Raw genomic sequence first — 25,425 nt, forward strand, 5'->3', positions numbered from 1 at the left:
CGCTCAGCATCAATGTGGGGGTTTTCATTGATATGCCTAAGGCATATACCTAGGTATAAACTCCTGTTCGGTGACCAGAAGCGAGGGTTACAGTTGATGATTTCGCTAGCTAATAGGTTAAATATGGTAATGAACCTCCAGCGGTTTTTTTGCGATGCCCTCTGCCAGTTTCTCTACTGCTTTCTCGAGAAGCGGGTAACATGTGAAGGAAGAGGTTGACCACTCGTCAAATATCTCGAGCCCTTCACGGCCATGACCCATGTATTCGTCCAATAGGGGTTCTGGAACATCTTTAAAGAGCATGGTTGCGTTCAGGTGCCGAAACAGGTTATTTGCTTTGAATGGTAGCTGCAGTGACGCATTGAATTCTACGATCAGATCGGAAATCAGGGATCTTGCCTTGGATGCTGTCAGGCGGTGAGCGACAACCACGCCCGATTTCTTCCGGGTGGTTAAGGAAAGGGGGGTGTAATTCCCATCCTGTTCATAGTTTATGAAAGGAACCCCATGTTTCACCATCATTATTGTGAAAAGATCCAAGTCCGTTTCAGTTTGCTGGAGCTGAGCCAGCAAGATTGAGTGTGCTGGCGCAAGGTTTAACTCAGAATAATCCGCTGAATCCTTTGTTTTGCTGATTGCCAGTTTGTAGTGGTCACTGGCTGCAAAGGATGTTTTGTCTCCGGGAGGTCTGAGGGCGTCAAGTAACTGGATCAGCAGGTATAGATATAGATGCTGATGCTGAAGAAGAGACAGAGCACAATGTATTTGATCCTGACCGCTTAGCCACCTGAGGCTCTTGTTCTTTCTGTTAAATGCTATTCTCACATGCTTAAGGAATTCAAGATACTCATTCCTGTCTGCAGTCAGCCTGCTGCCGATATAGCCAGTGGGTAAATACGCGAGATCGAACTGGCAGCATGCGTGTAGAAATGTCTCCAATTCTTTTGACATCTTCCCAAATTTGATCAGGCGATCAACGAAACTTTCGACTCCCTGTTGATATTTTTCATTCAATTCAGCCATATCAAACCGGCAATAATGAGCTTTCGCACCATATTGAGCTGGCATGCTCCCGGTAACAAAGGAGGCCTCAAACTGATCCTTGAAGCAAGCCGGTGCGCAAAGTGTACGAAAGGAACTCTTTATGCGTCTAGCTGTAGGGGTAAGTCCCGCGTTGTGCACTCCAAATTGTTGTGCCTGATTATCAACACAACTGATGATGCCTCTAAATGGCCGTTCATCGTTTGATCTGTTAATAATTAAACCTATTTCCTTAGGTAGCAGAATCTCCATAAATTGTTGTTCATGATTCCCATCAAAGTCCGGCCACGTGGCATTTCCATTGTTTAAGGATACGAACAGAATTCCAGAATCGCGCCTGAAGTAAATGAGTCCTTTTTCAAACGGCAGTTCCTGGTCTGTAGAGATCATTTCTTCCAGGCTCTTTTCAGAAGCCCCACATGTGGCAAGAATGAATTCATAGGCGATTTCGAGCTTGTTCCCGTGCTTATGCAAGTGTTCGAAAAATCCTGCAACGCCAATGAGTGTTAACCGGTGAACGTCAGTGATTGCAATATTGTTACGGGCACCTACAGCCTGATATCGATAATACAAGGCCCGTTGATCATCCTTTCGAGTGATTCTGGAGCCGTTCTTTCCTGCGACTCTCTGATATGTTGATTTGGGATTTCCTTCATCGTATGGATCAGATGTCTCAGTTGTAATGTATGGGGTAGAGGAGGGGGCATCATTCGAATCTACATGGTTTTCAATATCTGTTGTGAAAGAACCATACCCCTTATCAACCTTTCGGATATAAGAGCCATAGGGACGACCGCCATCCAGGAGTGATATAGCTAGCTCCATATTATCCGATGTTTCTAATTTGGATATGAACTGAATGGTTCGCTGGCGATACGAATCAACAGTTTCGTTCTGTGAAGGATCAAGTGCCTCGCAACTCTTCTTAATAAGAACATCTCTAAATATATGTGTTTGTTCATATAGCTGACTCTCCTTGATCTCTTCGTCATGTGAGACAGAACAAGTGGCAATGAATAGCTTACAGGCTTCTGTATACGCCTGTTTTTTTACCTTCGAGCCGGACTTCCTCCATTTCCTGTGGAATTTATTGATTCCATACAGGAGAGGATAGCGCTGACCCATTTGATCGCTATTGCGAATACGTTTGGCAGAGTTTTGGGTGGACCAGTGCCGTTTAAGTTCTTTCAACTCTTCAACAGAAATCCCTGAAGGAGTGATATCCATTTCTATTAAACGCTTGCATAGGAACGGTATATACGATGCAGGAACTGGTATCTGAAACACCAAAGCCAGACTTAAGCCTTTTATCTCGTCCGAGGCGCTGTCATCCATGCATTCCATAAGATCAGCAACTGCCTGATCAGGTAGGGTGGCGGGTGCCTTTTCCTTTGGCTTATTGTTTGGCATTTTGATTTAGGCTCGTGTCGTCTAGAGTGAGATTTAGACGGTATAATGCCACGTCTAGCTTTCCACTATTTACCACGCAATTGAATTTTTGAATTCTTTCGGGGTCTTGCAGAACACCCATTACCTCATCATATGATGGGGCGTTATTATCACTGGCAAATGAATTCCATTTTTCCTCAATAGCTGCAGCCGCTAATTGTATAGCTTGCCCATTCAGAATTTTACTATTTCGGCTCTGTACTGCTCCATATTTTTTCTTTCGATCCTGGAGTGCTTCAAGGCTACGACCCCATGCAGGAAGAAGTTTATGAAGACAAGCTGTCGTGAATTGCTTTTTATCGGGATTTCGAAAGTTCTCTTCAATAATCAACTTGAATGATGGAATGGTGTAATATTTTTCAATCATCACCTCAGCAGCATTCGCATCATAGCGTGCGGGCAAGTAATACTCACAGATACTCTTGATTTCCTGAATTTCTTTTTCTGAGTGTTTCTCTGGATGAAAGACAAAACATCGTATGTGAGATGCCCTGTAGATGTGTATGAAATTCCGCCAATACTCAACACCTCCCATGCATTCGAATTGTCCATCACCACTTGACCATAAAATTGGGGTCAACATATCATCCACTTCCTTTTTTCCTTCAGAAAAAAGGAATAATCCTGGGTCATATAGCTTGCTAATGGTCCTTACATCAATCCATTTATATTCCCCGGAAATTTTGAGTTTGGGGCTGATGTCTTTGAATGCGTTATTCATGTCGACAATGATCTTTTCACATTGTTAAAAGTCAATAAAGACCTTTAAAAACAGATAGTTAAAGATAAACTTTCATGTTGTCTTCAAGTTTTATTGTTCAAAACGATCAACAAAGATCATAAGTGTTTGTAATTAATGGATAAATAGACATGTATATGATCAAGTATCGATGAAAGTTAGATGGCCTCTAACTTTCATGGTTCAAGTTTGTAGTGGTGAAACTTGAACATTCCTGTGTCAATTTAACACAGGATTTAATATTTCATGGATGGAAAATCCGAAGGCAACTACGAGTGCCGATTCGGACAAGTGGAGAGGACTCTGCCTAAGCAGTAGCAAGCATTGTGTCACGCCGATTAAGTAATCGGTTGCCTCTAGAGCGCGATAATGCACCTTATTTTGATCGATGCGTTTTTCAATGTGAGGGGGGGTAAAATAGATGATGATCAGTGGTTGTCATCTTGCTACTTTTGTCCTAATGTATAGGCACTTATCTTCAAAGGCCAAGACTATGAGACATTCATATAATAATCAGACAGCTACAGAACGAATTCTATCGCTTCTAAAAGAACGCGGTGTTATTCGCCCTCGTGACCTTGATGAGTATAATATTCCACGTCGATATCTGAGTCGCCTTTACGAGCGGGGAATCATCCTTCGCTCTTCTCGTGGCATATACATGGCGGCCTATGCCGAGCTTTCAGAGATGCAGACTATCGTAGAGGCCAGCAAGCGAATCCCCAAGGGAACGGTATGCCTGCTTACTGCACTGGCGGTTCATGAGATGACCACGCAGGCACCCTTTGAAGTCTGGCTGGCGATTGATCGAAAAGATTGGCTACCACAGATAAGCGACCTGCCTGTCCGAATCGTCCGTTTTTCTGGCGATGCCCTGAAGAGCGGCATTGAACATCGAGTGATCGATGGCGTTACCGTGCCTGTCTATAACCCAGCCAAGACGGTTGTCGACTGCTTTAAATACAGAAACAAGATTGGACTGGATGTGGCAATTGAAGCCCTGAAAGGTGGTTGGAGGGCCAAGAAGTTTTCTATGGATGACATCCGGAAGTATGCTGGTGTTTGCAGGGTTCAGAATGTCATGCAGCCATACCTTGAGACTCTCATAGGATGACTGGCAAAGGTGTAAATACAGCGGCATCTATTCGCCAGCGTCTGCTGAATATTGCACGCGAACAGAAGGTCGATTTTAATCGCATCCTGACCGACTATGGATTGCAGCGATTACTTTTCCGGTTGTCGGCTTCGAAGTATCGAGATGAGTTCGTCCTAAAGGGTGCGATGCTTTTCTCTTACTGGAGCGGTGATGTTTACCGAGCCACCAAGGATATCGATTTCCTGAAATCCGGAGATGCCTCGATTGCTTATCTTAAGCAGGTGTTTATAGACCTAAGTTATCAAGATGTCGTGCCTGATGATGGGTTGATTTTTGATCCAGCATCGGTAAAGGCTGAGGAGATCAGAGAAGAAGATTCCTACGGAGGTATTCGGGTCACCTTGAAAGCAACGCTTTCTGGTGCTCGTGTCTCGATGCAGGCAGATATTGGTATCGGTGATGTAATTACTCCGGCGGCACAGGACATCGAGTATCCAGTCCTGTTGGATTTACCGTCACCTAAACTCAAAGCTTACCCTGTAGAAACAGTCATCGCAGAAAAATTCGAGGCCATGGTTTATCTCGGATTTGCCAATAGCCGGATGAAAGATTTCTATGACATCTGGGCCTTGTTGAGATTTATGAAGCCGGATCACGACCTGATTGCCAAGGCGATTGCCAACACATTCAGACGGCGTGGAACTGCGCTTCCTTCGGATGTACCAGTGGCTTTGACCAGTGAGTTTTCAAGGGATGATATGAAGCAGAAGCAGTGGGCTGCATTTGTCAGGCGAGCCGCAGTTGGGAGCAGTGCAAAAGCGACTCTGCATGAAACAGTTGAAGAGATCAGGCCGCTGTTGTTGGGTCTGGTAGATATTGTGAGGAATAATGATGAATGATAACTCCAACTGATTAAGTCTCCCCTGTTCCAAGAGGTCACGAGCGATGGCGAGACAGTTGGGGTAGATATATATTGAGGCATTGAGGCTCTAATCGGCGATCCTGATGGCAATGACTCTGCTCCGCATCCTGAGCCACGATAAGTGAAGTTATTGTGGGCAGAGATATATCAAGTATTTTACAGAAAAAACAGGGCTTGTGAGGCGCTCAGGTCGGAAAGCAGTAAAAAAGATGAACATTTGATGCTCGCTTGGGGACGTGAAATTCTGATAGGGTTGCCAAGCTGGTTGGCTTTGACAAACATCACATTGCCATCTATAAAGATATAGCACTGATTATGACTAAAAGGATTTATTAAATGTCATTGGAAGACTTGGGGCTTCTGTTTTTTACAGTTCTTATACTGTCACTACTGCTTACACCTGTTTCCGCACACTTCGCCGCTTTTGTCGGCGCTGTTGACCACCCCGTTGATAGAAGTGTCCACACGACCGTCATGCCGCGCATGGGCGGTCTGGGTATGGCGCTGGCCCTGCTTGTTGCACTACCGCTATTCACCGACGTTAACCCTGCACTTCTTGGCTTTTTGGCAGGGCTGCTAATTGTCACACTCACAGGTATGGCTGATGATATTTGGGCAGCATCCCACCGGGTCAAATTCGCAGGCCAGATCATTGCCTCTATTGTCTTCATAGAGTTGTCCGGCCTGCAGATGGACTCTTTCGGTAATCTGTTCGCTTTCGGTGAAATTAGTTTCCCAGGTATTTTGGGATATATAGTTACACTGATCTGTCTGCTTGGCGTCATTAACGCAATGAATCTTTCCGATGGCCTGGATGGTCTCTCCGGTGGCATGGCCGCGATCTCCTGCTTCTTCTTTGGGGCTTTTGCTTTGGGTACCAATAACTGGGATGTGTTTATTCTGGTGACTGCAATATTTGGCGGTGTTCTCGGGTTCCTGAAGTTCAACACGCACCCTGCAAAACTGTTTATGGGTGACACTGGAAGTCTCATGCTCGGATTTTCGCTTGCCAGCGTGAGCATCATGCTTTGTGTAACCGGGGAGAGTGGTGGAGTGGCCCCGATCACCGTTGCAATGGTTTTGGCTATACCGGTTGTTGATACGATCCTTGTTATGTCACACCGGATAATGAAAAGAAAAAGTCCATTTCATCCGGATAAAACACACCTTCACCATCGCCTGCTGGCCATAGGGCTTTCACATGCTGCAGTGGTTTCCATAATCTACGTTGGCATGATTGCTTTCGGCCTTCTGGCACTTTTTGTAAAGGATCTGCCGGAATACTGGCAGCTTGCAAACGGGTTGGCATTGGTGGTGGTTTTCTATGTCGTTTTGATGCTTTGTGAGCATCATCAGATATCGTTTGCAACTATTTCGAGGGCAAATAAAGAAACTGAAGTTTTACGTCACGATTTGGTAGTTTTTCTTGGAAGAAGTGTAGGTTTTTTTCCATATGTTCTTCTTGCGGGGCTTTCTCTGCCGCTTCTGTTCACCACAGACATACCACCGGAAATGACAATGCCGAGTTTTGCACTGGTCCTCTTTGTCGCATTGGCATTTCCGTGGAGAAATGAAGCAAAACACCTGCCTGTTATCTGTGGTCTTTTCTATCTCTGCGCATATTTCATCACCTACACCTGGGGTATCTCCTCATACGGGCATTTCGATTTGACACTGTATGCCGTGGTGTTTCTGACTTTCATTGCGATCTGGTCAGCTTTGAAAATCAAATTCAAACAGCGCAAGACAGTGTTTTTGACATCCAGCTTTGAGATATTGCTGATTTTCATCTCATGGTTTATTCCTTTCGTGGTACTACCGGCAATTGAAATTCCTGAACATGCTTCAATCGCAGCAAAGCTGGCCTGTCTAGGCGCTATCCCTCTGTTCATTACGATTAAATTGGTTGTTAGAAGAGGTGTATCCGAAGGCGCGCCCATGGAAGATAGAAGGAAGGCAACCCATAATTGGCCCATGGCATCGGGTATGATTGTGATACTCTGCTTTATCATCTTGAAAAGCATTTAAAGCCCGTTGCCTCCTGATACCATTGGACGCTAATAGTGAATATAGGCAATATCACCGCATGCACCTCCACTCTTTACATGCTACCGATTTTATCGCTCGATTCTTAATGAAAAACCTCACAAAAAGCTCCGTTATCTGCATGGCGCTCTGCCTCATTACTCTTCTGTTTCCCATCGTACCCTTTGCAGAAGAAGTGAATGGTCAGAGTATTAAGCCCACACCTGCAAAATTTCGCCTCACCTACGAAAGTGTAACCCTTCCTGCCAACGAAAAAATGGGCTTCCTCGGAGGCTCATTCCTCTATGATGTGAATGACTGGTTTTCCCTCGGAGCCTCATCGTATGGGGCACTAGCAGGGCAACGAGGCGGGTTTATCACCCTTGGGCTGGCAACTGAGCTGAAGAAGGAGCTCAACAGGTACAGCGAGATCAATGCAGGCCTCTTCGTAGGCGCTGGTGGCGGGCGCGGTGGCTATCAGCTCTCAGGCGGTGGTCTGATGCTGCGCTATCATGTTGGTGCCCAATTAAAATCAGATGACTGGGGTAATTTGGGGGCAGGCGTGAGTTATATCGACTTCCCTGATGGGGCTATTCACAGCACCCAGCCCTATATCTCCTACGAGTATCCATTTTATACGCTGATCGCTTCCGGAAAAACGGAGCTTCCTGAGTGGGAGGGAGCATCCTTCGGAAGAGGTAATCAGGCTGAACAGGAGTTCATGGCAGTTTACCGCTCCTATTCAATTCCTGCAGGTGTAAAGGCTGATAACGGAGGAACTCAGCATAAGAGCATGCGACTCTTAGGGGCGCAATGGAATCGTTATTTTGATGATAACCTGTTCCTGAAAATCGAGTCAGAAGGTGCAATGGGTGGAAAAAGCACGGGTTACATGCAGATATTCCTTGGTCTGGGGTACCGCATGGAGATTTTTGATGGAACATGGCTGAAGGCCTCTTCATCCCTTGGCGTTGCTGGTGGCGGAAACGTGGCAACTGGCGGTGGTTTCCTTGTCAATGCGGATCTCTCTCTCCAGCAGAGACTGGGTGATCATCTGTTCGCTGAGGTATCAGGCGGTTATGTAAAGGCACCGGGGGCCTCATTCAGGGCCGTAAGTGTTGCGGGCAAGTTGGGTTATCACTTCTACACTCCGAATATTCGGGATGAAGAGGAGGTATCACTGAGTGATCTTGCCGGCTTTAATCCGTCTCATTTCCGGGTTCGGGCAACACATCAGAGTTATAAAAAAGCAGCTGCAAACTGGAGAACACACCACCCCAACCTGAATGTCGATCTTCTCGGCATCCAGATCGACTATTTCCCATATCAGTATCTCTTCCTGACAGGGCAGGGGATTGCGGCTTATAAAGGCATGGCAGGAGCCTACATGACAGGTCTTGTCGGTGCTGGAGTACACCTGCCTCTATTTGGTAGCCCGTTGTTCGTTGAAGGTGAGGCTTTGATTGGTGCTGCAGGTGGTGGTGGTTTGGCTATGGGTGGCGGCCTAGTATGGCAGGGCAATGCAGGTCTTGGTTATCAGTTTACCGATGATCTTAGCTTGAGCGCACAATATGGCTATATGGGGGCAGTAAATGGAAACTTTCGTGCCAGGGTAATGACCCTATCCTTTGGTTACAGTTTCACACTTTTCTCCAAGTGATATTAAAGGAATAGTCAGGCAGTCACTGATTCCGGTTATCAAGCATGACAGTCGCCTATCGGCCGATGTGACTTCCATAGACCCCGTCGTTGATCTGATACTTTCGACAAATAAACGTAAGCGTTAGGAAAACGCAAACATGAAAAACCGTTAGCAACAGAACTGATAATATGGGGACCCCAAAGATCTGATAGCCCCATGAGTAACTCCATGCACCAAAATTAATCGCAACCATCTCTCCCCATGCTGGCAGCAATCCTGACAGGGGCGCGACAAGAAGCAGCTTTGATTTTAGGGAGTAGAGATTCAGGTGGTTAAATAAAAAATCTTCAATGCGATAGAGAAAAACAAATGCAAGTGTCCATGCAAAAGGAAGCCACCTTGCGAAAGTCCGGGAATCAGACAGGTCGTGATATACCCAGTAGCCGTTACTGATCCCCCAGAGTTCCGCCTGCACACCAAAAAAACCTGTAAACAGTCCACCAGCAATAAGAATCACTGCCCGATGAGTGGAGGGGTTACTCTGGTATGTTCGCCAGAAAAACAGAGCAAGGATTGCGAGAAGAACGGCTGCAACTGCAGAGTCATATTCATGAAGCATGCCTATAGCTGCACCACCGATAAACAGGACGCAAAAAGCTCTCAGGAGTCTCAAAGATAGGGTGCTCATTTCTCTCTCAAGGTATTCATATGACTAATAGATCCAAATCCAAAACAGTATATTAAGGGGTAAGCTACTTCGTGTTTATTATCAAGCGAGCAATAAAAGCACGTTTGGCTAAAGCCTTATGATAGCTCTGTTTCCCCTCGATCAAATCAGCCATGCCACGACACAAGCGTGCGCCGTATCGTTTAAATAGAGTTTTTCTCATTCTTTGCGAAAAATAAAAGGGTTTCGATAACTTAGATACAATGTTTAGCTCCTGTACGATAGCTTCATTAATTCCCTTATGGTAAAGCTGGTGTACCTCTTCAGGGTTTGCCCCTTTTACAATTGCTTGCCCTGCTTCAATACCGCTTTTAAAAGCATAGGTGAACCCTTCAGCAGTAATTGGATCTGCAAATCCGGCAGCATCTCCTACAAGTATCATTCGCTGCTTCATATAAGTTTGCTGGCGAGGCTTAACAGGAATTATAAAACCCTGTCTGTTTCTCTCTTCATGCTGTCCAGTTAATCCTATTTTTAATTTATAGTCATCGAACAGCTTATTTAAATTAGGTTTTTTGCTTGAAAAGCTACAAATACCAACAGATATGTGGTCTTTTTTAGGAAAGACCCACGCATAACCTGAAGTAATGATATCAAAATCAAAACGCGCAACACCTTGAAATTCACTCAGTTTCTCAGGAGGAAGCATAATCTCAGACTCTAGGGCCGGCGCCAAGACCCGGTCATCATCCCAAAAGTTATTGGCAATCCGAGAATTAGCTCCTTCAGCAATAATTAGATATGCAGCAGAATAACGTTTATTTGCAGTTATAATATCAACATGCTCTTCACAAGGGATAACAGACTTCACTTCAACGCCATCTAAAATTTGCGCACCTTTTTTTTCTGCGTGTTTAATAATGGCATAATCGAAATCGACCCTATTGACCATAGTAACCAAGTCTTTTCGATGCTCTTGAAATGACTTTTCAGGATCATGAAGACGCAACTCCACCGTGTCGCATATGCTTTCAATTGGATATTCAAGATCCTTCGGCAAAAGTTTAATGGCTCGTTTAACCACGCCGCCAGCACACACCTTTCTTCGAGGTAGATTTACTTTTTCAAACAAGGCTGTTTTCAAGCCAGCCTCAGCACATTGAATAGCAGCCATGCCACCGGCGGGGCCAGAGCCAATAATCACAACATCAAAATCCATAATTACTCCATAATGTTAATGCTGAAATCTCGTTAGTCATTCACTACTGTCCGGTTAAGAATTTTGCGGGGATAAAGCAACCTGAATTCCTAAGATTAATGGTATATTTGAAGTTGTCGAGACAGCGATCATCTTACTGGTGGGAGGAGCTCCCACATAATTATTTCTGAATCTATCAAAGCAAAATATTCGCTGTATGATTGCCGAAAATGATAACGACAAACGAATCAATTTTTTTGGGGGGGGGAGGGAGAAATTAATTTAAAGAACTGTCGACTTATCATTCTAGCATTATTAGGCATACCTACATTCCTGCTAATTGATAGCCAATATGGAGACAACTTTCTTCTAGGTTATGGACAAGAGCTAGCAACCCTGATTGCCTTTTCTACCTTCATCATTGCATATCACGCGTATCCAGCACGCATAAGACATGTGATGGTAATTACTATGTTCGTTGGTATGGCTATTGAGCTATTTCTCTCTCTTGGCTTAGGCATGTATCATTACCGCCTCGATAATGTCCCTCTTTGGTTGCTTTTTGGGCATGGGTTTATTTTCGCACTAGTGTTTCGATTATCTCGAAAACAATGGGCCATCAAAAGAACAATTGTCATCCAAAAAACGCTGCTGTGTTTTGCGGTACTCTATAGTGTATTCTGGTTGATTTGGGCAAATGATTGGTTTGGTTTCTTATCTGCGATTGCTTTTATGGCTATCGTATATTTTGCGAAAAAAATGCGACTATTCTTGTTAATTATGTTCACTGTTGTCTGCTATATTGAACTTATTGGTGCGGCCACAGGCTGCTGGGATTGGCCTGAGACAGCATTTAATGTGTCCTCATGGCTAGCTAGCGGCAATCCTCCCAGTGGTATTGCAGTGTTTTATTTAATTATTAATATAATTGTTTTTTGGATCTATATGCGCTTACTGCATCCAACAACAAAACGCCGCTATCAAAACATCATCCTGAGAAAGATATGAACACTTGTTGTTTAGATAAAAACCGTAAGAATTTTGGATATGTGTGCAATGTACAAAAATATTAAACGGCTCAAATACAAGCACATATATTTACCTGTTTTTGTTGTCTTATGGCTAAGCTTTTTTCTTGATAGCACCACGCTGGCTAAACAGATTACCTACAACCAATGGCTAACCAACACCCTAGTCTTTATAAGTTATATCTGGATCTATAGTCGTGTATCAAAAGTAATCAAACAACTGATGCTCTTTGGTCTACTTGTTGCCATTTTTGGAGAGGTTCTCTTCTCGCTTGTATTAGGCATGTACACCTATCGCTTAGACAATGTTCCAATCTATGTACCTTTTGGACATTCTATTGTCTATGCGAGCATCTACTATATCGCTAGAGAGCCCCTCGTATTAAAGCATAAACAACGTATTTATAATGTTCTTTTTCCTATAATGATTATCTATTCATCCCTCTGGTTACTCTTGGCCAAAGACCTGTTTGGTTTTATTTGTATGATAGTAACTATGTGGCTTTTACACCGCCAACCATCGAGCAAGCTATTTTTTTTACTCATGTTCTTTATGGTTATCTATTTAGAGCTCGTTGGCACCTATTATCAATGCTGGGTATGGCCCGAAATATGGTTTGATAAACTTTCGTGGATACCCAGTGCCAACCCACCCAGTGGAATTGGTGGGTTCTATTTTGCCTTCGATGTGGGTTGTTTATGGCTCTATAAACACTACAATATTAAACGCTGGCAGCGGTTTCGTGCGATTCAAAGAGTTCGAAAAACTATGGTTCAACCAACCAATATCCAATGAAACTGAGTCCTGCTTTTTCTACGCCCGTGTACCTTAATCCATTATTCAATAGCGGCGAAATAATGATTTCCTATTTGAATATCAAAGTGTATTAGCTGTAATATCACCTTTATTATCAACAATTAAAAGCCGCATATTCAAGTTGTTTGGAGTAGGAAATGGTTGATTCCCAAGGATGAACAGTGCTGTGCTCCAGGCATCTGCCAGCATGGCGCTGTCAGCGACAACGGTTGCACTCTGGCTGCCTGCAGCAGGCCAACCTGTTTTAGGGTCAAGGATATGGTGATAGCGCCTTCCCTCAAAAAGATAGTAGCGCTCATAATCACCTGAGGTCACAACAGCCACATCACCCTCCAGCTCCAGTGATTCAATCACCTCGCCCGCAAGCCGTGGGTGGCGGATGCCGATTCGCCATGGCCGATCCCCGTGGCGTCCGATCAGACGTAAATCGCCACCGGCATTGATGATAGCGTGCTCAATGCCATGTGACTTCAGTATTTCGATACCTCGATCGATCGCATACCCCTTGGCAATGGCCCCAAAATCAAGCTGACAGCGTTTATTCAATCGCATCCATGCATCCCCCTGTTTTTCGACACAAAAGGCTGGAGGCGTTGCCTGTTCAATCTTCTTCTGGGGAGGGGGAGCTGTTGGTTTATCATGTAGAGAAAAGCCCCAGAGCAGGTTCAGTCCCCCCAGTGATGGATCAAATGCACCATGACTATCTATTTTGATTGTTTCTGCAGCCTCAAGAAGTCGGCTGACCTCATCAGGCAACCTGACGGGGGTCCCAACTGGTGCACGGTTGAACTGCTTTACACTGTTATCGTGTTCACCATAAACGGTGAAGAGATCCTCAATACGCTGCATCTCATTGGCGGCGGTCGAAATTGCCGTATTGGCTACCTCGTCATCAACGCCTACAACAGTGAACTCCACCAGCGTCCCCATAATAAAGCGGCTGTCGCGGATATCTGAGGGTGCGGAGCAGGCGGCGAGCGCTATCACAATCATGGAGGTAAACAGGCGCAACATTGCGCCATTGTTGTCTCAATCAGATCGCTTGCAAGAAAACAATAATTCTTCTGGGTTTGATATTTTGATTAAATTACCTGAGAATTCCGCTCAGGTATTTAGACAGGGGACTTCCTGACCCTTTTTTCGAGGTGATTTTATATGACAGTAACACTGACCGAGGCTGCAGCTGAAAAAGTACAGGGGCTGCTTGAGCGTGAAAATAATGCAGAGCTGAATTTGCGTGTTTTTGTCTCCGGTGGGGGCTGCTCCGGCTTTCAGTACGGTTTCACATTTGATGACCAGATTAATGATAACGACACGCTGGTTGAGAATCATGGCGTCAAACTGCTGGTGGATCAGTCCAGTTTTGACCTGCTTAACGGCGCTGAGATCGATTATCAGACCTCAATTCAGGGCGAATCCTTTGTGATCCGCAATCCCAACGCCTCATCTACATGTGGCTGTGGTAAATCCTTTACGCCATCGGAGTCCGGCACTGGCTGTGCCAATAACTCTGGCTACTGATATCATCGCACTACAGATTAAAACGGAGCCATTTGGCTCCGTTTTTTGTTTGTGCAATTGGGAGTAGGGTTGGCAACATGAATGCGCTTGAAATCAACGGACTGACCAAAACCTACGGCAACGGCAAAACCGCATTGAACAATGTGACGCTGACTGTACCGCAGGGAAGCTTTTTCGCGCTACTGGGCCCGAATGGCGCAGGCAAAAGCACCCTGATCAATATGCTTGCCGATACAGTGAGGCCATCTTCAGGAGAGGTAACTCTTTTCGGAAGAGAGCTGTTCAGTGATCGTGCATGGTGCAAAAGGCGCATAGGTGTTGTTCCTCAGGAGATCGCCTTTGACCCTTTCTTTACACCGCGCGAAGTACTGCGCTTCACCTCAGGGTTGTTCGGCTGCAAACCAGATGAAGCTTGGATTGATGAACTGTTCGATCGACTGGAGTTAACCCAGCACTGCAATAAAAATACCCGTCAGCTCTCCGGTGGCATGCGGCGAAGACTATTGGTGGCACAGGCGCTCGTGCACCGGCCCGAACTGGTTATTCTCGATGAACCAACCGCGGGTGTGGATGTGGAGCTTCGCAGGCGACTCTGGTCTTTCATGCGGGAGCTCAATGCCAAAGGCATTACGATTTTGCTGACCACCCATTATCTCGATGAAGCGGAGGAGCTTTGCGATCAAGTTGCAATTATCGATCAGGGCAACCTACTGACTGCACGCCCAATGAAGGAGATGATGTCTGAAATTGCTTCATCACACCTCTGGCTTAACTATGGCAAGCCAGTCACGCTGACTGCAGAGGATAACAGTGCATTGGCAGCATTTGATCCGAGGGCGAATGACGAGGGGGTCTGCCTGAAACTGGGTCACTTTGAAGGCGGCTCGACCTTTCATGAGGCATACGAAGCGGCTGTTTCCCGTTTTGGGCCACCCATTGATGCCGGTGTGCGCTCTGAAGATCTTGAAGATGTATTCCTGCGCCTGACAGCGAAGGAAGCTGGGGGCAGGGCATGAGGCCAATCAACCCGCGCGGCACATGGACGCTCTTTCTACGCGAAATTCGCCGTTTCCTGAAGGTGAAGATGCAGACCATTTTCACGCCTGCTCTGACGGCGATGCTCTATCTGGTGATATTCCGTTATGCAATGGGGGACCGGCATGTGCCGGGACTGGAGGTGGATTATTTCACCTTTCTGGTGCCAGGTTTGGCAATGATGGCGATGATGCAAAATGCCTTTGCCAACACCTCAAGTTCGATGATTATGGGTAAAGTGATGGGTATGCATATCTACCTGCTGATGGCACCGCTCTCAGCAGTCGAGGTGGTGTTTGCATTTCTGGCTGCTGCGGTAGTGCGTGCGTTGGTTGTGGCCACTGTATTTCTTGCCGTGCTGTTTCCTTTTGTCGATATCACACTCCTGCATCTAGGCATCATTCTGCTCTACGGTATCAGTGCCAGCATCATCATGGGCGGGCTGGGATTGATCGCTGGTATGTGGGCCAAGGATTTCGATAATGTGGCGATGGTGACAAATTTCGTAATTTTGCCACTGACCTTTCTCTCCGGCGTTTTCTACTCAGTAAAACAGCTGCCGGAGATTTGGCAGCAATTTAATTATGCCAATCCATTTTTCTATCTGACCGATGGATTCCGTTACGGTTTCCTCGGCATCGGTGATACAGATCCCTTTGCATCGATTTCTATTGTTATTGGCTCGGTAGTAGTTACGGTTCTGTGCTGCTGGTATTTATGGTACAGCGGCTGGAGGATGAAGGAATAAATGAGTTTCAGTTCTAAGAGCAAAGCCGCGCGGAAAACCTCAGCATGGTATCAGCGCCATGCCAATGATCCGCATGTAAAACAGGCCCAGAAAGAGGGGAAACGTTCGCGTGCCGCCTTTAAACTGACTGAAATCCTTGATCAGCATAAGCTTGAGATCAAGAAGAATGCCGTGGTTGTTGACCTCGGTTGTGCACCTGGCTCATGGAGTGTCGAGCTAGCCAAAAAGGTTGGCCCGGATGGGTTGGTGATCGGTATTGACCTGCTTGAGCTTAACCAGATTACAGGCGTAACCCTGATAAAAGGCGATTTCGATAGCCCTGAAGGACAGGCTGCCCTGAAAAATGCTTTGAACGGACGTCAGGTTGATGTTGTTGTTTCCGATATGGCGCCAGAGATGAGCGGCAATAAGCTGGTGGACCAGATGCGCATGATTGGCCTGAATGAGATGACGCTTCACTTTGCCCGCCAGTATTTGAAGCCCGGTGGCGATATCCTGATGAAAACCTTTATGGGTGAAGGTTATGACACGTTCCGGCGTGAACTGGGTCAATCATTCAAACGCATCAAAAACATCAAGCCGGCCGCCAGCCGCAAGACCTCACCGGAATTTTTCCTGCTCGGGCTCGACTTTAAGGGCGAGTGATCTGTTTTATTTGGATTTAACGCTTCTTGCGTCTACTGCGGAAGAAACGTTTAAGCAAATCACCGCACTGCTCTGCCATAACACCGCCTGAGATCTCCGGCTGATGATTCAGCCTATCATCTGAAAGTATCTGGTAGAGGGACTCCACAGCGCCCGTTTTGGGGTCACTGGCTCCGTAGACGACACGTTTAATGCGCGCATGCACGATCGCACCGGCGCACATTGTACAGGGCTCCAGCGTTACATAGAGCGTACTGCCGTTAAGGCGGTAGTTGTTGGTAACAGTGCAGGCTTGGCGGATCACGCGCATCTCTGCATGCGCCGAAGCATCATGCAGGGATATCGGTGCATTGCTGGAAATTAGTTCCGTGCCATCTTCAAGAAGCAGCAGGGACCCGACTGGAACTTCTCCATTTTCCGCTGCGATTTCAGCCTGTTGCAGCGCTATATTCATGTAGTATTTGTCGTCTTTCATCACTGCTTTAGCTTAGGATCGAAGTAATCCCTTAACCCTTCACCAAGCAGGTTATACCCCAATACCGTGATCAGGATGGCAAGGCCGGGGAACATCGAGAGCCACCAGGCAATCTGAATATTATCTTTGCCCTCAGTCAGGATATTGCCCCATGAGGCATCGGGTGGTTGCACGCCAAGCCCCAGAAAAGAGAGGCCGGACTCGACCAGTACAGCACCGGCAATACCCAGCACTGCCGAGACCAGTACAGGGCCCATAGCGTTGGGCAGTAGATATCGCCACATCATCCGAATTGAGGAGACACCCAGCCCCTGAGCAGCCATGACAAACTCACGATTTCGCAGTGAGAGAAACTCTGCCCGAACCAAACGAGTGACGCCCATCCAGGAGGTCAGGCCGATTACAATCATAATATTCCAGATCGATGGCTCCAGAAAGGCAATCACGGCGAGAATAAGAAAGAAAGTAGGGAAGCAGAGCACCATATCGGTCAGGCGCATCATCATCGCATCAACCCTTCCGCCGCTATAGCCAGCAACAGCACCAAGCACCAGCCCGATGAGCAGAGAGATGCCGACAGCAACAAAGCCGACTGCCAGTGAAACTCGTGCACCATAGAGCATCCGGGAAAAAACATCGCGTCCAAGCGTGTCAGTGCCGCACCAGTGCTCCCATGAGGGAGGGAGCAGGATCACTTTGACATTGATTTCACTCGGATCGAAAGGGGCGATCCACGGTGCCAGTAGCGCCAGTACCGTTACGCAGGCAACAATAATGCCGCCGACAAACATAAGCGGAGATGATTTGGCAAATGCAATCATCCGTTTCTCCCGTGGCGGATTCGAGGGTCAGCCCACGCATAGGAGATATCGGCAATCAGGTTGCCGAGAAGCGTGAGTACCGCACCAATAACGGTAATACCCATCACCAGCGGATAATCGCGCGACATAACCGCTTCAAAGAAGAGTAGTCCCATGCCCGGCAGTGAGAAGAGCTGCTCTACAATGACGGAACCACCAATCAACCCGGGAATAGAGAGGCCAAGCAGCGTAATAATCGGTAACAGTGCATTTTTAAGTGCCAGTCGGTAGCGAATACTCTGCTCAGGAACACCCATGGCACGGGCTGTGGTGATATAGTCGGAACTGATGACCTCAAGCATGCCGGAACGCATAAAGCGGCTCATACCGGCAAGGCCACCGATCGCGGATACGAAAATCGGCAGTAGCAGATGGCTCATCAGGTCTGCCTGTTGTTGCCAGAAGCCCATCTGCTGCCAGTTGTAATCGTGCAGGCCGGAAATCGGCAGTAGATTCATATTAACGCCAAGACTGATCATCAGCAGCAAACCAAGCCAGAAAGAGGGGATAGCAAAACCGATAAAAACGAATATTGTCATGCACTTATCAAGCCATGAGTCACGTTTAACTGCACTAATTATGCCAATCGGAATAGCGATGATGATAATCAGAAGCATGGCAAGGATGTTGATCCAGAGGGTCACAGGGATCCGCTCGGATATTTTGTCGATCACATCCCGGCCATCGGCAGAGAATGATTTGCCGAAATCAAGTACAACAAGCCGGTTAAGCCAGTTCAGGTACTGCTCATGCAGCGGCTTATCCAGCCCATAATAGGCGCGCAGGCGCTCGATATCCTGAGCGGAGACCTTGGGGTTAAATTCCTGGCCAACCACGACTGGCTCGCCGGGGGCAAGATGCATCATGCCGAAGGAGATAATCGTGATCCCGAAGAGAAGGGGGATCATGCCGGCAAGTCGTTTAAGAAGGTATTGGGTCACAGCGTGACTATAGCGAAGGCGCACCAAAAAAGAACAGATGAACAGACATAAATAGACAGTCAGGGGCAATCTCGGCATTGACGATGGGGATCGATAACATTAGAAACCGGCCTCCGCAAAAGGCTCCCATCGTCTAGCGGTTAGGACGCTGGCCTCTCACGCCGGAAACAGGGGTTCGATTCCCCTTGGGAGTACCAATAAAATAAAGCACTTACGAGCAATCGTGGGTGCTTTTTTCTTAGCCCCAGCCAGGGCGCACAGGTTATGCAGGCCAGCGCAGATCAGGTCTTCCCGAAAACACATCATATCAAGCTCGATGCTTATAACTCAGGATGTATTTGTACTTTGATAGCACAGACATACTAAATTTATGCTACAAAAAACTTTAATGGGATGTAGGGAGCAATGGGGTGGTCGGTCTGGTTGCCAATTTGTTTGTGTGGATGAGGGAAGAGGCTTGCATGCTTGTTGGCCGACATAACCCATGGCAAGATTGATTGAAACGTTAATCAGAGGATAAACCTATATCGCAGACGTATGGGAGGCACATATGAAGTTCAAACGCGTGTTTATGGAGGTCAGGTTTTATGCGTAAGCTAAGCGTATTCGCAGGCCTCCTGTTTATTACACTTCTAACTCAATCATGTGCTTCCGACCCGTCATCAGGCAGAGCAGAACTTAAGAACACCGGCGAAGCCGATATTCATGCCGTTTCAGATGAGCGGATCAAAGTACTCATGCAGAACCTGAAAGCGCAGACCTATAACCGATACGATTCAGCGCTTGAGAGCGAAAAAGAGCAGGCCAAATATTTTCGGGAGATTGCCGATATCGCCGAAGAGGTCGGAAGATCAGCGAAATCGGTTGCTTTTCTTGGGGTGCAACAGCCTCTTAATCAGAGCGAACGAGTAAAATTTCTGGGATTTGCCGACAAACTTAGTAGTCAGGCAGGTGAGATTAAAGTGCTGGCGGATTCAGGCAAGGACAGAGCGCTTCGAAATAAAATGAATCAGATGATAGGCACATGTAACAGTTGCCATGACAACTTCCGGGTCATGCCGGGGGGTGTGAAGTGAGTCAACTGAGACTAAACCGTAACATCTCCCGATTATCCCTTACCATAATTGCGGTAGGCTGTTTTGCACTATTGGCTCCAATTACCGCTGCTGCCGAGGAGCTCGACAACCAGATGGTTCGACAAGAGCTCGAGATGCTCAAGCAGCGGATTGCCGATCTGGAGCGTTTACTTAACCAACAGCAGCAGCCAGAGAAGACAGTCGCTGCCCAGGCTTCCGAGCAGGTCATAGAGGAGGAAGAGGTGAGTGAGGTTGCCGATTTCACTGAGGAAGGGCCACCAAAAGAGAAGGGTGAAGTTGAGATAACTACTGCCGGTTCGACCTTGACCGTCGGTGGTCAGATTAGGCTAAATACCGCTTATAACAATCCTGCCGGCAGCTCAAACTTCGGCATGAGTGCCTCTGGAATTCCATCTTTAACTGCGGCACGGGGCGAGAGGGGGCACCTCTCCGCGCAAGCCCAAGATAGCCGCTTCTGGTTTAAAACGCATACACCTATAAATGGAGATGCCCTTCGAACCCTGATCGAGATCGACTTCTGGGGCTCAGCGGGCAACGAGCGGGTAAGCAATTCACACAATATCAGGCTCAGGCATGCTTATGCCGAGTATGCAGGCTTTACCATCGGCCAGACGAACTCGACCTTCATGCACTCCGGCACCACACCAGACCTGATCAACGATTCGACGGCAGATGTCTTTGTTCGTCAGCCGCTTATCCGTTATTCCCATCCATTTGATAGCGGCGACTTCCAAGTGTCATTTGAACAGCCTGAAACGACACTGCTGGACTCTACGGCTACTCAGGTTGTACCTGATGATGACCGTCTCCCTGACCTAGCGGCCAAACTGACCTGGCGGCCAAGCTGGGGGCAGGTGTCGGTTTCCGGTCTTCTGCGCCAGCTTCGTATTGATACCGGTGGCGCAGCACTTGGGGCTGTGCCTGCCGGAGTTACGGATCAGGCGGTCGGCGGTGCACTCTTCGCTTCAGCGCGTATCAACCTGTGGGGGGCGGACAACCTTCGCCTGGGTTATGTTTATGGCAACGCCCTTGGCCGTTATGTCTCCTATAACAGCTTTAACGATGCGGCGATCGATGCGGCAGGCAACATCCATCTGCAGCGGGCAATGGCCGGCTTTGGCGCCTACCAACACTGGTGGGATGACAACTGGCACTCCTCATTTGTCTTTACGCGCTCACAGGTCAATAACGACATCACTGTCGTGCCAGCAACAGCCTTCCGCTATATCCAGTCCTACCATGCAAACCTGCTCTGGGCACCACTGATGAATACTAGTATGGGTCTTGAGTACATTCATGCGACCTCGAAGATGGAGAACGGCGAGAAAGCAAAATTACAGCGGGCGAAGTTTTCGGCGGTCTATAAATTCTGATCTCTGCAGGGGATAGGATATTTGTTGAGTACTCATAGTAGCTGGTGAGAAGAGCGAGGATTGCGCCTTCAGTTAAGGTAAAGTGCCAGGAGTTCGCAGCAGGATGCAATGACCTGAAAGGGTCGAAAGGCGGTGCGGTTGGTTAGATGCTTTGTGAGCCTGAAAGCTTCAAGTTAGTTATCCCGATAACCAGGAACCGTAACACTCAAACAGCTACATGATTTTGAAAATATGTGATCAGGGTAGGGGACTCCTACCCTCTCAAAAATGATTCGATCGTGCCTTGTGGCAGCCCCCTCAATCAGCTCATTAGAGATGAATGCTGTGTGCCATTAGGCAGACCCTATAATGTTGGTTCATTTAGAACCCCGCAAAGAACCAACATATGGAGCGACTGGGGCAATCCAACACATTCCACTACAAGGGCCACCTATAGACCATTGTTTATTTAACAAAGAAGATTCGCCTTGCCATCTGGACATATATAAATACCATAGACCAACACGAAGAACCAACACCAAGAGGGGTGCCGTCTTGTTGGTTCTTTTGGGTGGTTTTCTCGCACAAAAAGAACCAACAATGGAGCTCTACATGGCTTTATCTGAGTCAGATATCAGCGCTACTAAAGTGCCACATGGCAGAAACCAGTTTAAGGTCAGCGATGGTGGTGGACTCTATTTGCTGGTGAAGTCATCGGGCAGGTACTGGAAGCTTGCGTATCGTTTTGACGGCAAGCAAAAATCATTGGCATTGGGTGTCTACCCATCGGTTAGCATAGAGCAAGCTCGCGAGAAACGTGATGCAGCTAAGGCGCTACTGGCGCAAAACATTGATCCGGGCGAGATAAAAAAACAGGAACGGATGGAGCAGCGGACAGCTACTCAGCCTCCTGATTCCCAAGGCACCCAGGAGCGCCAACCAATTCAGAACAGGGGGCGACGCCCCGAAATATTGACTCATAGAGAGCAGAGCATCATTGAAGGGCGCCGCCTGTGCATTCTTCAAGTGCTTGCCGATTCAAATGCATATGCAACCAGTGAAGATGTACTGCTGCAGGAGCTCGATTCACGGGGACACAGGATCTCTTTTGACAGGTTGCGCACCGATATTGCATGGTTACACGAACAACAGGTCGTGCAGCTAAAAACTGGACCTCTATGGGGCATCTATTTAACGCAGACCGGGCTCGATTCAGCTCTTGGCCGCATGTGGACACCAGGCGTTAAGCGGCCCGAAGAAAACTTAACTGGGGAGATGGAGATGGATTCTCAGTCTGGCTGATTGGCCTGTTCTTCCTGATAGTCACTATCATGTTCACGATGATCGTTTTTCTGAGGATCAGGAACAGGAATATAGATGCTCACACCTGGAACAGGGCTAATGCTTACACCACATCCAGTTAGAAAAAGCAGCAGTGCAATCAGTAATGGCCTCATAGTTCCTCTCAATATGTTTATTAGAACGAACGAATCATATCACAAGGGGCTTACTCTGCCATTCACGTGAATTAGTAATGAGAATATTTCAGGGTGCTGCTGCCCAGTTCCAAGTTGTTGTTTCTAGATTTTATTCAAGGTTTCTGTTTTCCAGGCATGGCACCTGTTATTGTTTTCACATCCGTCGAGAGGGGGCTTAAGAAGTGCCTAACAAGTTGATACCTTCGGCCTTATATAAATAGATTACACAACGTCGCATAATGGATATTCAGAAATCGGAAATAAGCCGGCACAACTCTCCACAGGTCGTGTATAAGTGTAGCGACGATTTCGCGACAGAAACAAGCGATTCATTTCACAGGCTCCTGACTGTTAAGTAATATTCTGCGGATTTCCTGCCGCAAAACATGTGAAACGGGCACATCATGTGACTCGCAATAACTCTGCAAGTCTTCCTTCATCCAGAGTGGAACACGAAACCGGATCTCATAAATCTTCGTGTTGTCCAGGCGCATAGCTAGACGGTTCATTGATAGGGGGGCTTTAAACATCATAAGAAGCTTTTCCAGTCAATATTAATGGAGGAGGGGCCACCCACCGACCTGCACCCACTCGAGGTCGCCCACCGTCCTGACACACAACACTTCGCGCCGCATCTGTAGACACTGCGGCTTCGTGTTGTGGACAGCACCGTGGACGAACGTGGGCACAACTCCGTGGATGGCCAAGCACTAAACACTCGCTCTTCTGATGGTCATTAAAGGAGGGATTCACCATCAAAAACGATTGATTTCCACTAAGGGATAAAGACAAATTATTCATCATAAAACCCCGGAAATGGTTCGGTTAAATGATTACCCTGTTTTGTTGTATATAGATCAGGTTTAGCGTTACAGGAAGCGCCTAAATTACCGGAATCATTAGATATATGGCCATCACTAGAACTGCGGCCACCAATAGATCGAATAGGTAATATTTCTTCATTATTCTGATTATAGACTATATTTTCAGGGTCGCAAATCGGCACTGTGTCCTGAATTTCATGTTGAATATGATCGAATACAGACTGTAATACCTTACTGCCTTTGTTAGGTAATTGAGACCGAATATCAGCAGATTGTTCAAGAAGGTCAGAAATTTGATCAATATGGTCTAAATTGGTCTCAAACAGACTTGAAAGAATGGATGACATACATTCACCGGACACCTGAGACAAACGACGAATAGATGCGGCTGCATCATCACTCAAAGTTACTTTGATGCGCTTATTAACCATCTGTACTCCTCCTTGTCAGTCCGATTTAGTAGTGACCCAAAAAAGCTAAAAAGGGCCTGAATAGTGTCACAGGTGTCAGTGTTTACGGGTGTTACTATAGTACCCTTGCTACGCCTTCGGCTGCGCTCCGTCCGTCCATTGGGGCGGGCGGTGCTCGCGCTACAGGCGTTTAGATTTGGTTTAAATGATGGATGACTCATGCAGCTATCCGGAAATCGCTTAGCGTCGATTCTGGGAGCATGTAATCGTCACCATGACGACGACACAGTTCGTGAAAACATGCTTCACGTAGCTGATGAAGCGGATGCATCGAATCATCTTCATAACGATTTGCTTCCGGATTATGGCTTGCAGCAAGTTCAGCATAATTTATGATTGTCTTTAATTCCGAATCAGTGGATAGGGCGGCAGCTTCCGTTAAGCCTTCAATATCAACGAATTTAGATTGATTTAGTTTTATGTTCATTTGTGGCTCCTTTTTATAACGTCGCATAATGGATATTATGTAAAGTCATAGGGAGATGTGGTGCCTGATAGGATTAAAGGTAAAGACAATCATTACGAGAAGTTATATGCACTCATGAAGGTACTTCGTGAGGAATGTCCGTGGGACAAAGAGCAAACCCTCCTCTCATTACGTCGCTATACACTCGAGGAAGTTCACGAAGTCTTGGAAGCCATCGACATCGCTGACAGTGACGACAACTGGGAGCCTCTTAAATCTGAACTCGGTGACCTTCTCATTCAGGTGCTGTTCTATTCAAGGATTGCTGAGGAAGCCGGCAAGTTTGATCTGGCTGATGTGATTGATGCCCTGATCGATAAAATGATCTATCGCCACCCGCACATTTTTGACAACGCCAATCCGAAGGATCTCACCGAGCAATGGAACAAGCTCAAGGATGCTGAGCATACCGGTCGTAAAAGCCTCATGGATGAAATACCACCTCTTCCAGCACTCAAATACGCCCAGAAACAGCAACAGCGCGCCGCTCGCGTCGGATTCGACTGGACTAGGGCAAGCGATGTCATTGTGAAAATGCGCGAGGAACTTGATGAACTTGAGCATGAAGTGACCAATGGTGGCGACCTGAAGCGTATAGAGGATGAATTTGGTGATGTGCTATTTACGTTGACCAATCTCGCCCGCAAGCTGAGCCTTGATGCCGAGTTATGCCTGATGAGCACAAACCGGAAGTTTGCGAATCGCTTCAGGATGATGGAACGATTGGCTGACGAAAAAGAGATTTCTCTTGGTGATCTCGATCTGGACCAGCAGGAAGAGCTGTATAAAACAGCAAAAGGCATTACAAATTAGGAACTTATAATGAATGAAGGTTGCAACAAGGTCCCCGGTTCCGAACCCGGACTGCAGACACGTGGTGTAATCAACA

General features: G+C 46.9%; 25 protein-coding genes and 1 tRNA gene. 15 read left to right on the forward strand and 11 right to left on the reverse strand.

Features of this window, described 5'->3' with window-relative positions:
• Positions 1–117: 117 nt before the first annotated feature.
• Complete coding sequence (locus Ga0123461_RS06195) at positions 118–2,451, reverse strand: hypothetical protein (protein WP_100277539.1); 2,334 nt, start codon at positions 2,449–2,451, stop codon at positions 118–120.
• Positions 2,438–3,211: a hypothetical protein gene (locus tag Ga0123461_RS06200; RefSeq protein WP_100277540.1), complete on the reverse strand. Its 774-nt coding sequence runs from the start codon at positions 3,209–3,211 to the stop codon at positions 2,438–2,440. The genes Ga0123461_RS06195 and Ga0123461_RS06200 overlap by 14 nt, the downstream gene beginning before the upstream one ends.
• Before the next feature lie 511 nt (positions 3,212–3,722).
• On the opposite strand from Ga0123461_RS06200, the gene Ga0123461_RS06205 reads away from it, so the two are divergent.
• The 4 genes from Ga0123461_RS06205 to Ga0123461_RS06220 all read left to right on the forward strand — a co-directional run bounded on the left by Ga0123461_RS06205 (position 3,723) and on the right by Ga0123461_RS06220 (position 8,932).
• Entirely contained in the window at positions 3,723–4,343 is a 621-nt protein-coding gene (locus tag Ga0123461_RS06205) for a type IV toxin-antitoxin system AbiEi family antitoxin domain-containing protein (RefSeq protein WP_100277541.1), read from the forward strand.
• Positions 4,340–5,224 carry a nucleotidyl transferase AbiEii/AbiGii toxin family protein gene (locus Ga0123461_RS06210; RefSeq protein WP_100277542.1) on the forward strand — a complete coding sequence of 295 codons (885 nt, stop codon included), beginning with the start codon at positions 4,340–4,342 and terminating at the stop codon, positions 5,222–5,224. The genes Ga0123461_RS06205 and Ga0123461_RS06210 overlap by 4 nt, the downstream gene beginning before the upstream one ends.
• A gap of 497 nt (positions 5,225–5,721) precedes the next feature.
• Positions 5,722–7,275 carry an MraY family glycosyltransferase gene (locus Ga0123461_RS06215; RefSeq protein WP_157819258.1) on the forward strand — a complete coding sequence of 518 codons (1,554 nt, stop codon included), beginning with the start codon at positions 5,722–5,724 and terminating at the stop codon, positions 7,273–7,275.
• Positions 7,276–7,381: 106 nt separating this feature from the next.
• Positions 7,382–8,932 carry a hypothetical protein gene (locus Ga0123461_RS06220; protein WP_100277544.1) on the forward strand — a complete coding sequence of 517 codons (1,551 nt, stop codon included), beginning with the start codon at positions 7,382–7,384 and terminating at the stop codon, positions 8,930–8,932.
• Positions 8,933–8,987: 55 nt separating this feature from the next.
• Here Ga0123461_RS06220 and Ga0123461_RS06225 read toward each other — a convergent pair whose 3' ends face one another.
• On the reverse strand, positions 8,988–9,602 hold the full coding sequence (locus tag Ga0123461_RS06225) for a hypothetical protein (RefSeq protein WP_100277545.1): 615 nt from the start codon (positions 9,600–9,602) through the stop codon (positions 8,988–8,990).
• 64 nt (positions 9,603–9,666) lie between these two features.
• On the reverse strand, positions 9,667–10,800 hold the full coding sequence (locus Ga0123461_RS06230) for an NAD(P)/FAD-dependent oxidoreductase (RefSeq protein ID WP_100277546.1): 1,134 nt from the start codon (positions 10,798–10,800) through the stop codon (positions 9,667–9,669).
• A gap of 462 nt (positions 10,801–11,262) precedes the next feature.
• Between Ga0123461_RS06230 and Ga0123461_RS06235 the strand changes: the two genes are divergently transcribed.
• Both Ga0123461_RS06235 and Ga0123461_RS06240 read left to right on the forward strand, forming a co-directional pair.
• Positions 11,263–11,787, forward strand: a complete 525-nt coding sequence (locus Ga0123461_RS06235; protein WP_157819259.1) for a hypothetical protein — start codon at positions 11,263–11,265, stop codon at positions 11,785–11,787.
• 48 nt (positions 11,788–11,835) lie between these two features.
• The gene (locus tag Ga0123461_RS06240; protein ID WP_100277548.1) at positions 11,836–12,603 is read left to right on the forward strand and encodes a hypothetical protein; all 768 of its coding nucleotides are present in this window, start codon (positions 11,836–11,838) and stop codon (positions 12,601–12,603) included.
• 81 nt (positions 12,604–12,684) lie between these two features.
• Here the strand turns inward: Ga0123461_RS06240 and Ga0123461_RS06245 are convergent, their stop codons facing one another.
• The gene (locus tag Ga0123461_RS06245; RefSeq protein WP_100277549.1) at positions 12,685–13,638 is read right to left on the reverse strand and encodes an FAD:protein FMN transferase; all 954 of its coding nucleotides are present in this window, start codon (positions 13,636–13,638) and stop codon (positions 12,685–12,687) included.
• Between the two features lie 141 nt (positions 13,639–13,779).
• On the opposite strand from Ga0123461_RS06245, the gene erpA reads away from it, so the two are divergent.
• The 4 genes from erpA to Ga0123461_RS06265 all read left to right on the forward strand — a co-directional run bounded on the left by erpA (position 13,780) and on the right by Ga0123461_RS06265 (position 16,573).
• On the forward strand, positions 13,780–14,145 hold the full coding sequence (gene erpA, locus Ga0123461_RS06250; protein ID WP_100277550.1) for an iron-sulfur cluster insertion protein ErpA: 366 nt from the start codon (positions 13,780–13,782) through the stop codon (positions 14,143–14,145).
• A 77-nt stretch (positions 14,146–14,222) separates the two neighbouring features.
• Positions 14,223–15,161: an ABC transporter ATP-binding protein gene (locus Ga0123461_RS06255; RefSeq protein WP_100277551.1), complete on the forward strand. Its 939-nt coding sequence runs from the start codon at positions 14,223–14,225 to the stop codon at positions 15,159–15,161.
• On the forward strand, positions 15,158–15,928 hold the full coding sequence (locus tag Ga0123461_RS06260; protein WP_100277552.1) for an ABC transporter permease: 771 nt from the start codon (positions 15,158–15,160) through the stop codon (positions 15,926–15,928). The genes Ga0123461_RS06255 and Ga0123461_RS06260 overlap by 4 nt, the downstream gene beginning before the upstream one ends.
• On the forward strand, positions 15,929–16,573 hold the full coding sequence (locus tag Ga0123461_RS06265; RefSeq protein WP_100277553.1) for an RlmE family RNA methyltransferase: 645 nt from the start codon (positions 15,929–15,931) through the stop codon (positions 16,571–16,573).
• A 16-nt stretch (positions 16,574–16,589) separates the two neighbouring features.
• Here Ga0123461_RS06265 and tadA read toward each other — a convergent pair whose 3' ends face one another.
• The 3 genes from tadA to Ga0123461_RS06280 are packed head-to-tail and all read right to left on the reverse strand — an operon-like array spanning position 16,590 to position 18,849.
• Positions 16,590–17,048, reverse strand: a complete 459-nt coding sequence (gene tadA / locus Ga0123461_RS06270; protein ID WP_100277554.1) for a tRNA adenosine(34) deaminase TadA — start codon at positions 17,046–17,048, stop codon at positions 16,590–16,592.
• On the reverse strand, positions 17,048–17,869 hold the full coding sequence (locus tag Ga0123461_RS06275; RefSeq protein WP_100277555.1) for an ABC transporter permease: 822 nt from the start codon (positions 17,867–17,869) through the stop codon (positions 17,048–17,050). Before Ga0123461_RS06275 ends, tadA begins: the two co-directional genes overlap by 1 nt.
• Positions 17,866–18,849 (reverse strand): ABC transporter permease, encoded by a 984-nt coding sequence (locus Ga0123461_RS06280; RefSeq protein WP_100278711.1) that lies wholly within the window; start codon positions 18,847–18,849, stop codon positions 17,866–17,868. The genes Ga0123461_RS06275 and Ga0123461_RS06280 overlap by 4 nt, the downstream gene beginning before the upstream one ends.
• Positions 18,850–18,971: 122 nt before the next feature.
• Here Ga0123461_RS06280 and Ga0123461_RS06285 point away from each other — a divergent pair.
• The 4 genes from Ga0123461_RS06285 (at position 18,972) to Ga0123461_RS06300 (ending at position 22,600) form a co-directional block, all read left to right on the forward strand.
• A tRNA-Glu gene (locus Ga0123461_RS06285) sits at positions 18,972–19,046 on the forward strand.
• Between the two features lie 390 nt (positions 19,047–19,436).
• Positions 19,437–19,925, forward strand: coding sequence for a cytochrome c (locus Ga0123461_RS06290; protein ID WP_100277556.1), 489 nt, complete (start codon positions 19,437–19,439; stop codon positions 19,923–19,925).
• Positions 19,922–21,319 carry a DcaP family trimeric outer membrane transporter gene (locus tag Ga0123461_RS06295; RefSeq protein WP_157819260.1) on the forward strand — a complete coding sequence of 466 codons (1,398 nt, stop codon included), beginning with the start codon at positions 19,922–19,924 and terminating at the stop codon, positions 21,317–21,319. The genes Ga0123461_RS06290 and Ga0123461_RS06295 overlap by 4 nt, the downstream gene beginning before the upstream one ends.
• Positions 21,320–21,853: 534 nt before the next feature.
• On the forward strand, positions 21,854–22,600 hold the full coding sequence (locus Ga0123461_RS06300) for an Arm DNA-binding domain-containing protein (RefSeq protein ID WP_232710051.1): 747 nt from the start codon (positions 21,854–21,856) through the stop codon (positions 22,598–22,600).
• On the opposite strand, the gene Ga0123461_RS12350 is transcribed toward Ga0123461_RS06300, so the two are convergent.
• From Ga0123461_RS12350 to Ga0123461_RS06315, 3 genes are all read right to left on the reverse strand, one after another.
• A complete protein-coding gene (locus tag Ga0123461_RS12350) occupies positions 22,588–22,755 on the reverse strand; it encodes a hypothetical protein (RefSeq protein ID WP_157819261.1) in 168 nt (55 codons plus the stop codon). The genes Ga0123461_RS06300 and Ga0123461_RS12350 overlap by 13 nt on opposite strands.
• An 814-nt stretch (positions 22,756–23,569) precedes the next feature.
• Positions 23,570–24,031 carry a hypothetical protein gene (locus Ga0123461_RS06310; RefSeq protein ID WP_100277559.1) on the reverse strand — a complete coding sequence of 154 codons (462 nt, stop codon included), beginning with the start codon at positions 24,029–24,031 and terminating at the stop codon, positions 23,570–23,572.
• 196 nt (positions 24,032–24,227) lie between these two features.
• Positions 24,228–24,524, reverse strand: coding sequence for a hypothetical protein (locus Ga0123461_RS06315; RefSeq protein ID WP_157819262.1), 297 nt, complete (start codon positions 24,522–24,524; stop codon positions 24,228–24,230).
• A gap of 33 nt (positions 24,525–24,557) precedes the next feature.
• Here Ga0123461_RS06315 and mazG point away from each other — a divergent pair, with 33 nt between their 5' ends.
• Positions 24,558–25,349 (forward strand): nucleoside triphosphate pyrophosphohydrolase, encoded by a 792-nt coding sequence (mazG, locus tag Ga0123461_RS06320; RefSeq protein WP_100277561.1) that lies wholly within the window; start codon positions 24,558–24,560, stop codon positions 25,347–25,349.
• Positions 25,350–25,425 lie beyond the last annotated feature (76 nt).

The sequence above is a fragment of the Mariprofundus aestuarium genome, from assembly GCF_002795805.1.
Taxonomy (GTDB): Bacteria; Pseudomonadota; Zetaproteobacteria; order Mariprofundales; family Mariprofundaceae; genus Mariprofundus; species Mariprofundus aestuarium.

Excerpts from the sequence above, each read along its gene's own strand:
- Ga0123461_RS06195 (WP_100277539.1), bottom strand. The coding sequence starts at position 2,451 with ATGCCAAACAATAAGCCAAAGGAAAAGGCACCCGCCACCCTACCTGAT.
- Ga0123461_RS06310 (WP_100277559.1), bottom strand. The coding sequence starts at position 24,031 with ATGGTTAATAAGCGCATCAAAGTAACTTTGAGTGATGATGCAGCCGCA.
- Ga0123461_RS06205 (WP_100277541.1), top strand. The coding sequence starts at position 3,723 with ATGAGACATTCATATAATAATCAGACAGCTACAGAACGAATTCTATCG.
- tadA (WP_100277554.1), bottom strand. The coding sequence starts at position 17,048 with ATGAAAGACGACAAATACTACATGAATATAGCGCTGCAACAGGCTGAA.
- Ga0123461_RS06315 (WP_157819262.1), bottom strand. The coding sequence starts at position 24,524 with ATGCGACGTTATAAAAAGGAGCCACAAATGAACATAAAACTAAATCAA.
- Ga0123461_RS06290 (WP_100277556.1), top strand. The coding sequence starts at position 19,437 with ATGCGTAAGCTAAGCGTATTCGCAGGCCTCCTGTTTATTACACTTCTA.
- Ga0123461_RS06275 (WP_100277555.1), bottom strand. The coding sequence starts at position 17,869 with ATGATTGCATTTGCCAAATCATCTCCGCTTATGTTTGTCGGCGGCATT.
- Ga0123461_RS06235 (WP_157819259.1), top strand. The coding sequence starts at position 11,263 with ATGGCTATTGAGCTATTTCTCTCTCTTGGCTTAGGCATGTATCATTAC.
- Ga0123461_RS06215 (WP_157819258.1), top strand. The coding sequence starts at position 5,722 with ATGCCGCGCATGGGCGGTCTGGGTATGGCGCTGGCCCTGCTTGTTGCA.
- Ga0123461_RS06220 (WP_100277544.1), top strand. The coding sequence starts at position 7,382 with ATGAAAAACCTCACAAAAAGCTCCGTTATCTGCATGGCGCTCTGCCTC.
- Ga0123461_RS12350 (WP_157819261.1), bottom strand. The coding sequence starts at position 22,755 with ATGAGGCCATTACTGATTGCACTGCTGCTTTTTCTAACTGGATGTGGT.
- Ga0123461_RS06265 (WP_100277553.1), top strand. The coding sequence starts at position 15,929 with ATGAGTTTCAGTTCTAAGAGCAAAGCCGCGCGGAAAACCTCAGCATGG.
- erpA (WP_100277550.1), top strand. The coding sequence starts at position 13,780 with ATGACAGTAACACTGACCGAGGCTGCAGCTGAAAAAGTACAGGGGCTG.
- Ga0123461_RS06230 (WP_100277546.1), bottom strand. The coding sequence starts at position 10,800 with ATGGATTTTGATGTTGTGATTATTGGCTCTGGCCCCGCCGGTGGCATG.
- Ga0123461_RS06240 (WP_100277548.1), top strand. The coding sequence starts at position 11,836 with ATGTACAAAAATATTAAACGGCTCAAATACAAGCACATATATTTACCT.
- Ga0123461_RS06210 (WP_100277542.1), top strand. The coding sequence starts at position 4,340 with ATGACTGGCAAAGGTGTAAATACAGCGGCATCTATTCGCCAGCGTCTG.
- Ga0123461_RS06200 (WP_100277540.1), bottom strand. The coding sequence starts at position 3,211 with ATGAATAACGCATTCAAAGACATCAGCCCCAAACTCAAAATTTCCGGG.
- Ga0123461_RS06225 (WP_100277545.1), bottom strand. The coding sequence starts at position 9,602 with ATGAGCACCCTATCTTTGAGACTCCTGAGAGCTTTTTGCGTCCTGTTT.
- Ga0123461_RS06245 (WP_100277549.1), bottom strand. The coding sequence starts at position 13,638 with ATGTTGCGCCTGTTTACCTCCATGATTGTGATAGCGCTCGCCGCCTGC.
- Ga0123461_RS06260 (WP_100277552.1), top strand. The coding sequence starts at position 15,158 with ATGAGGCCAATCAACCCGCGCGGCACATGGACGCTCTTTCTACGCGAA.
- Ga0123461_RS06255 (WP_100277551.1), top strand. The coding sequence starts at position 14,223 with ATGAATGCGCTTGAAATCAACGGACTGACCAAAACCTACGGCAACGGC.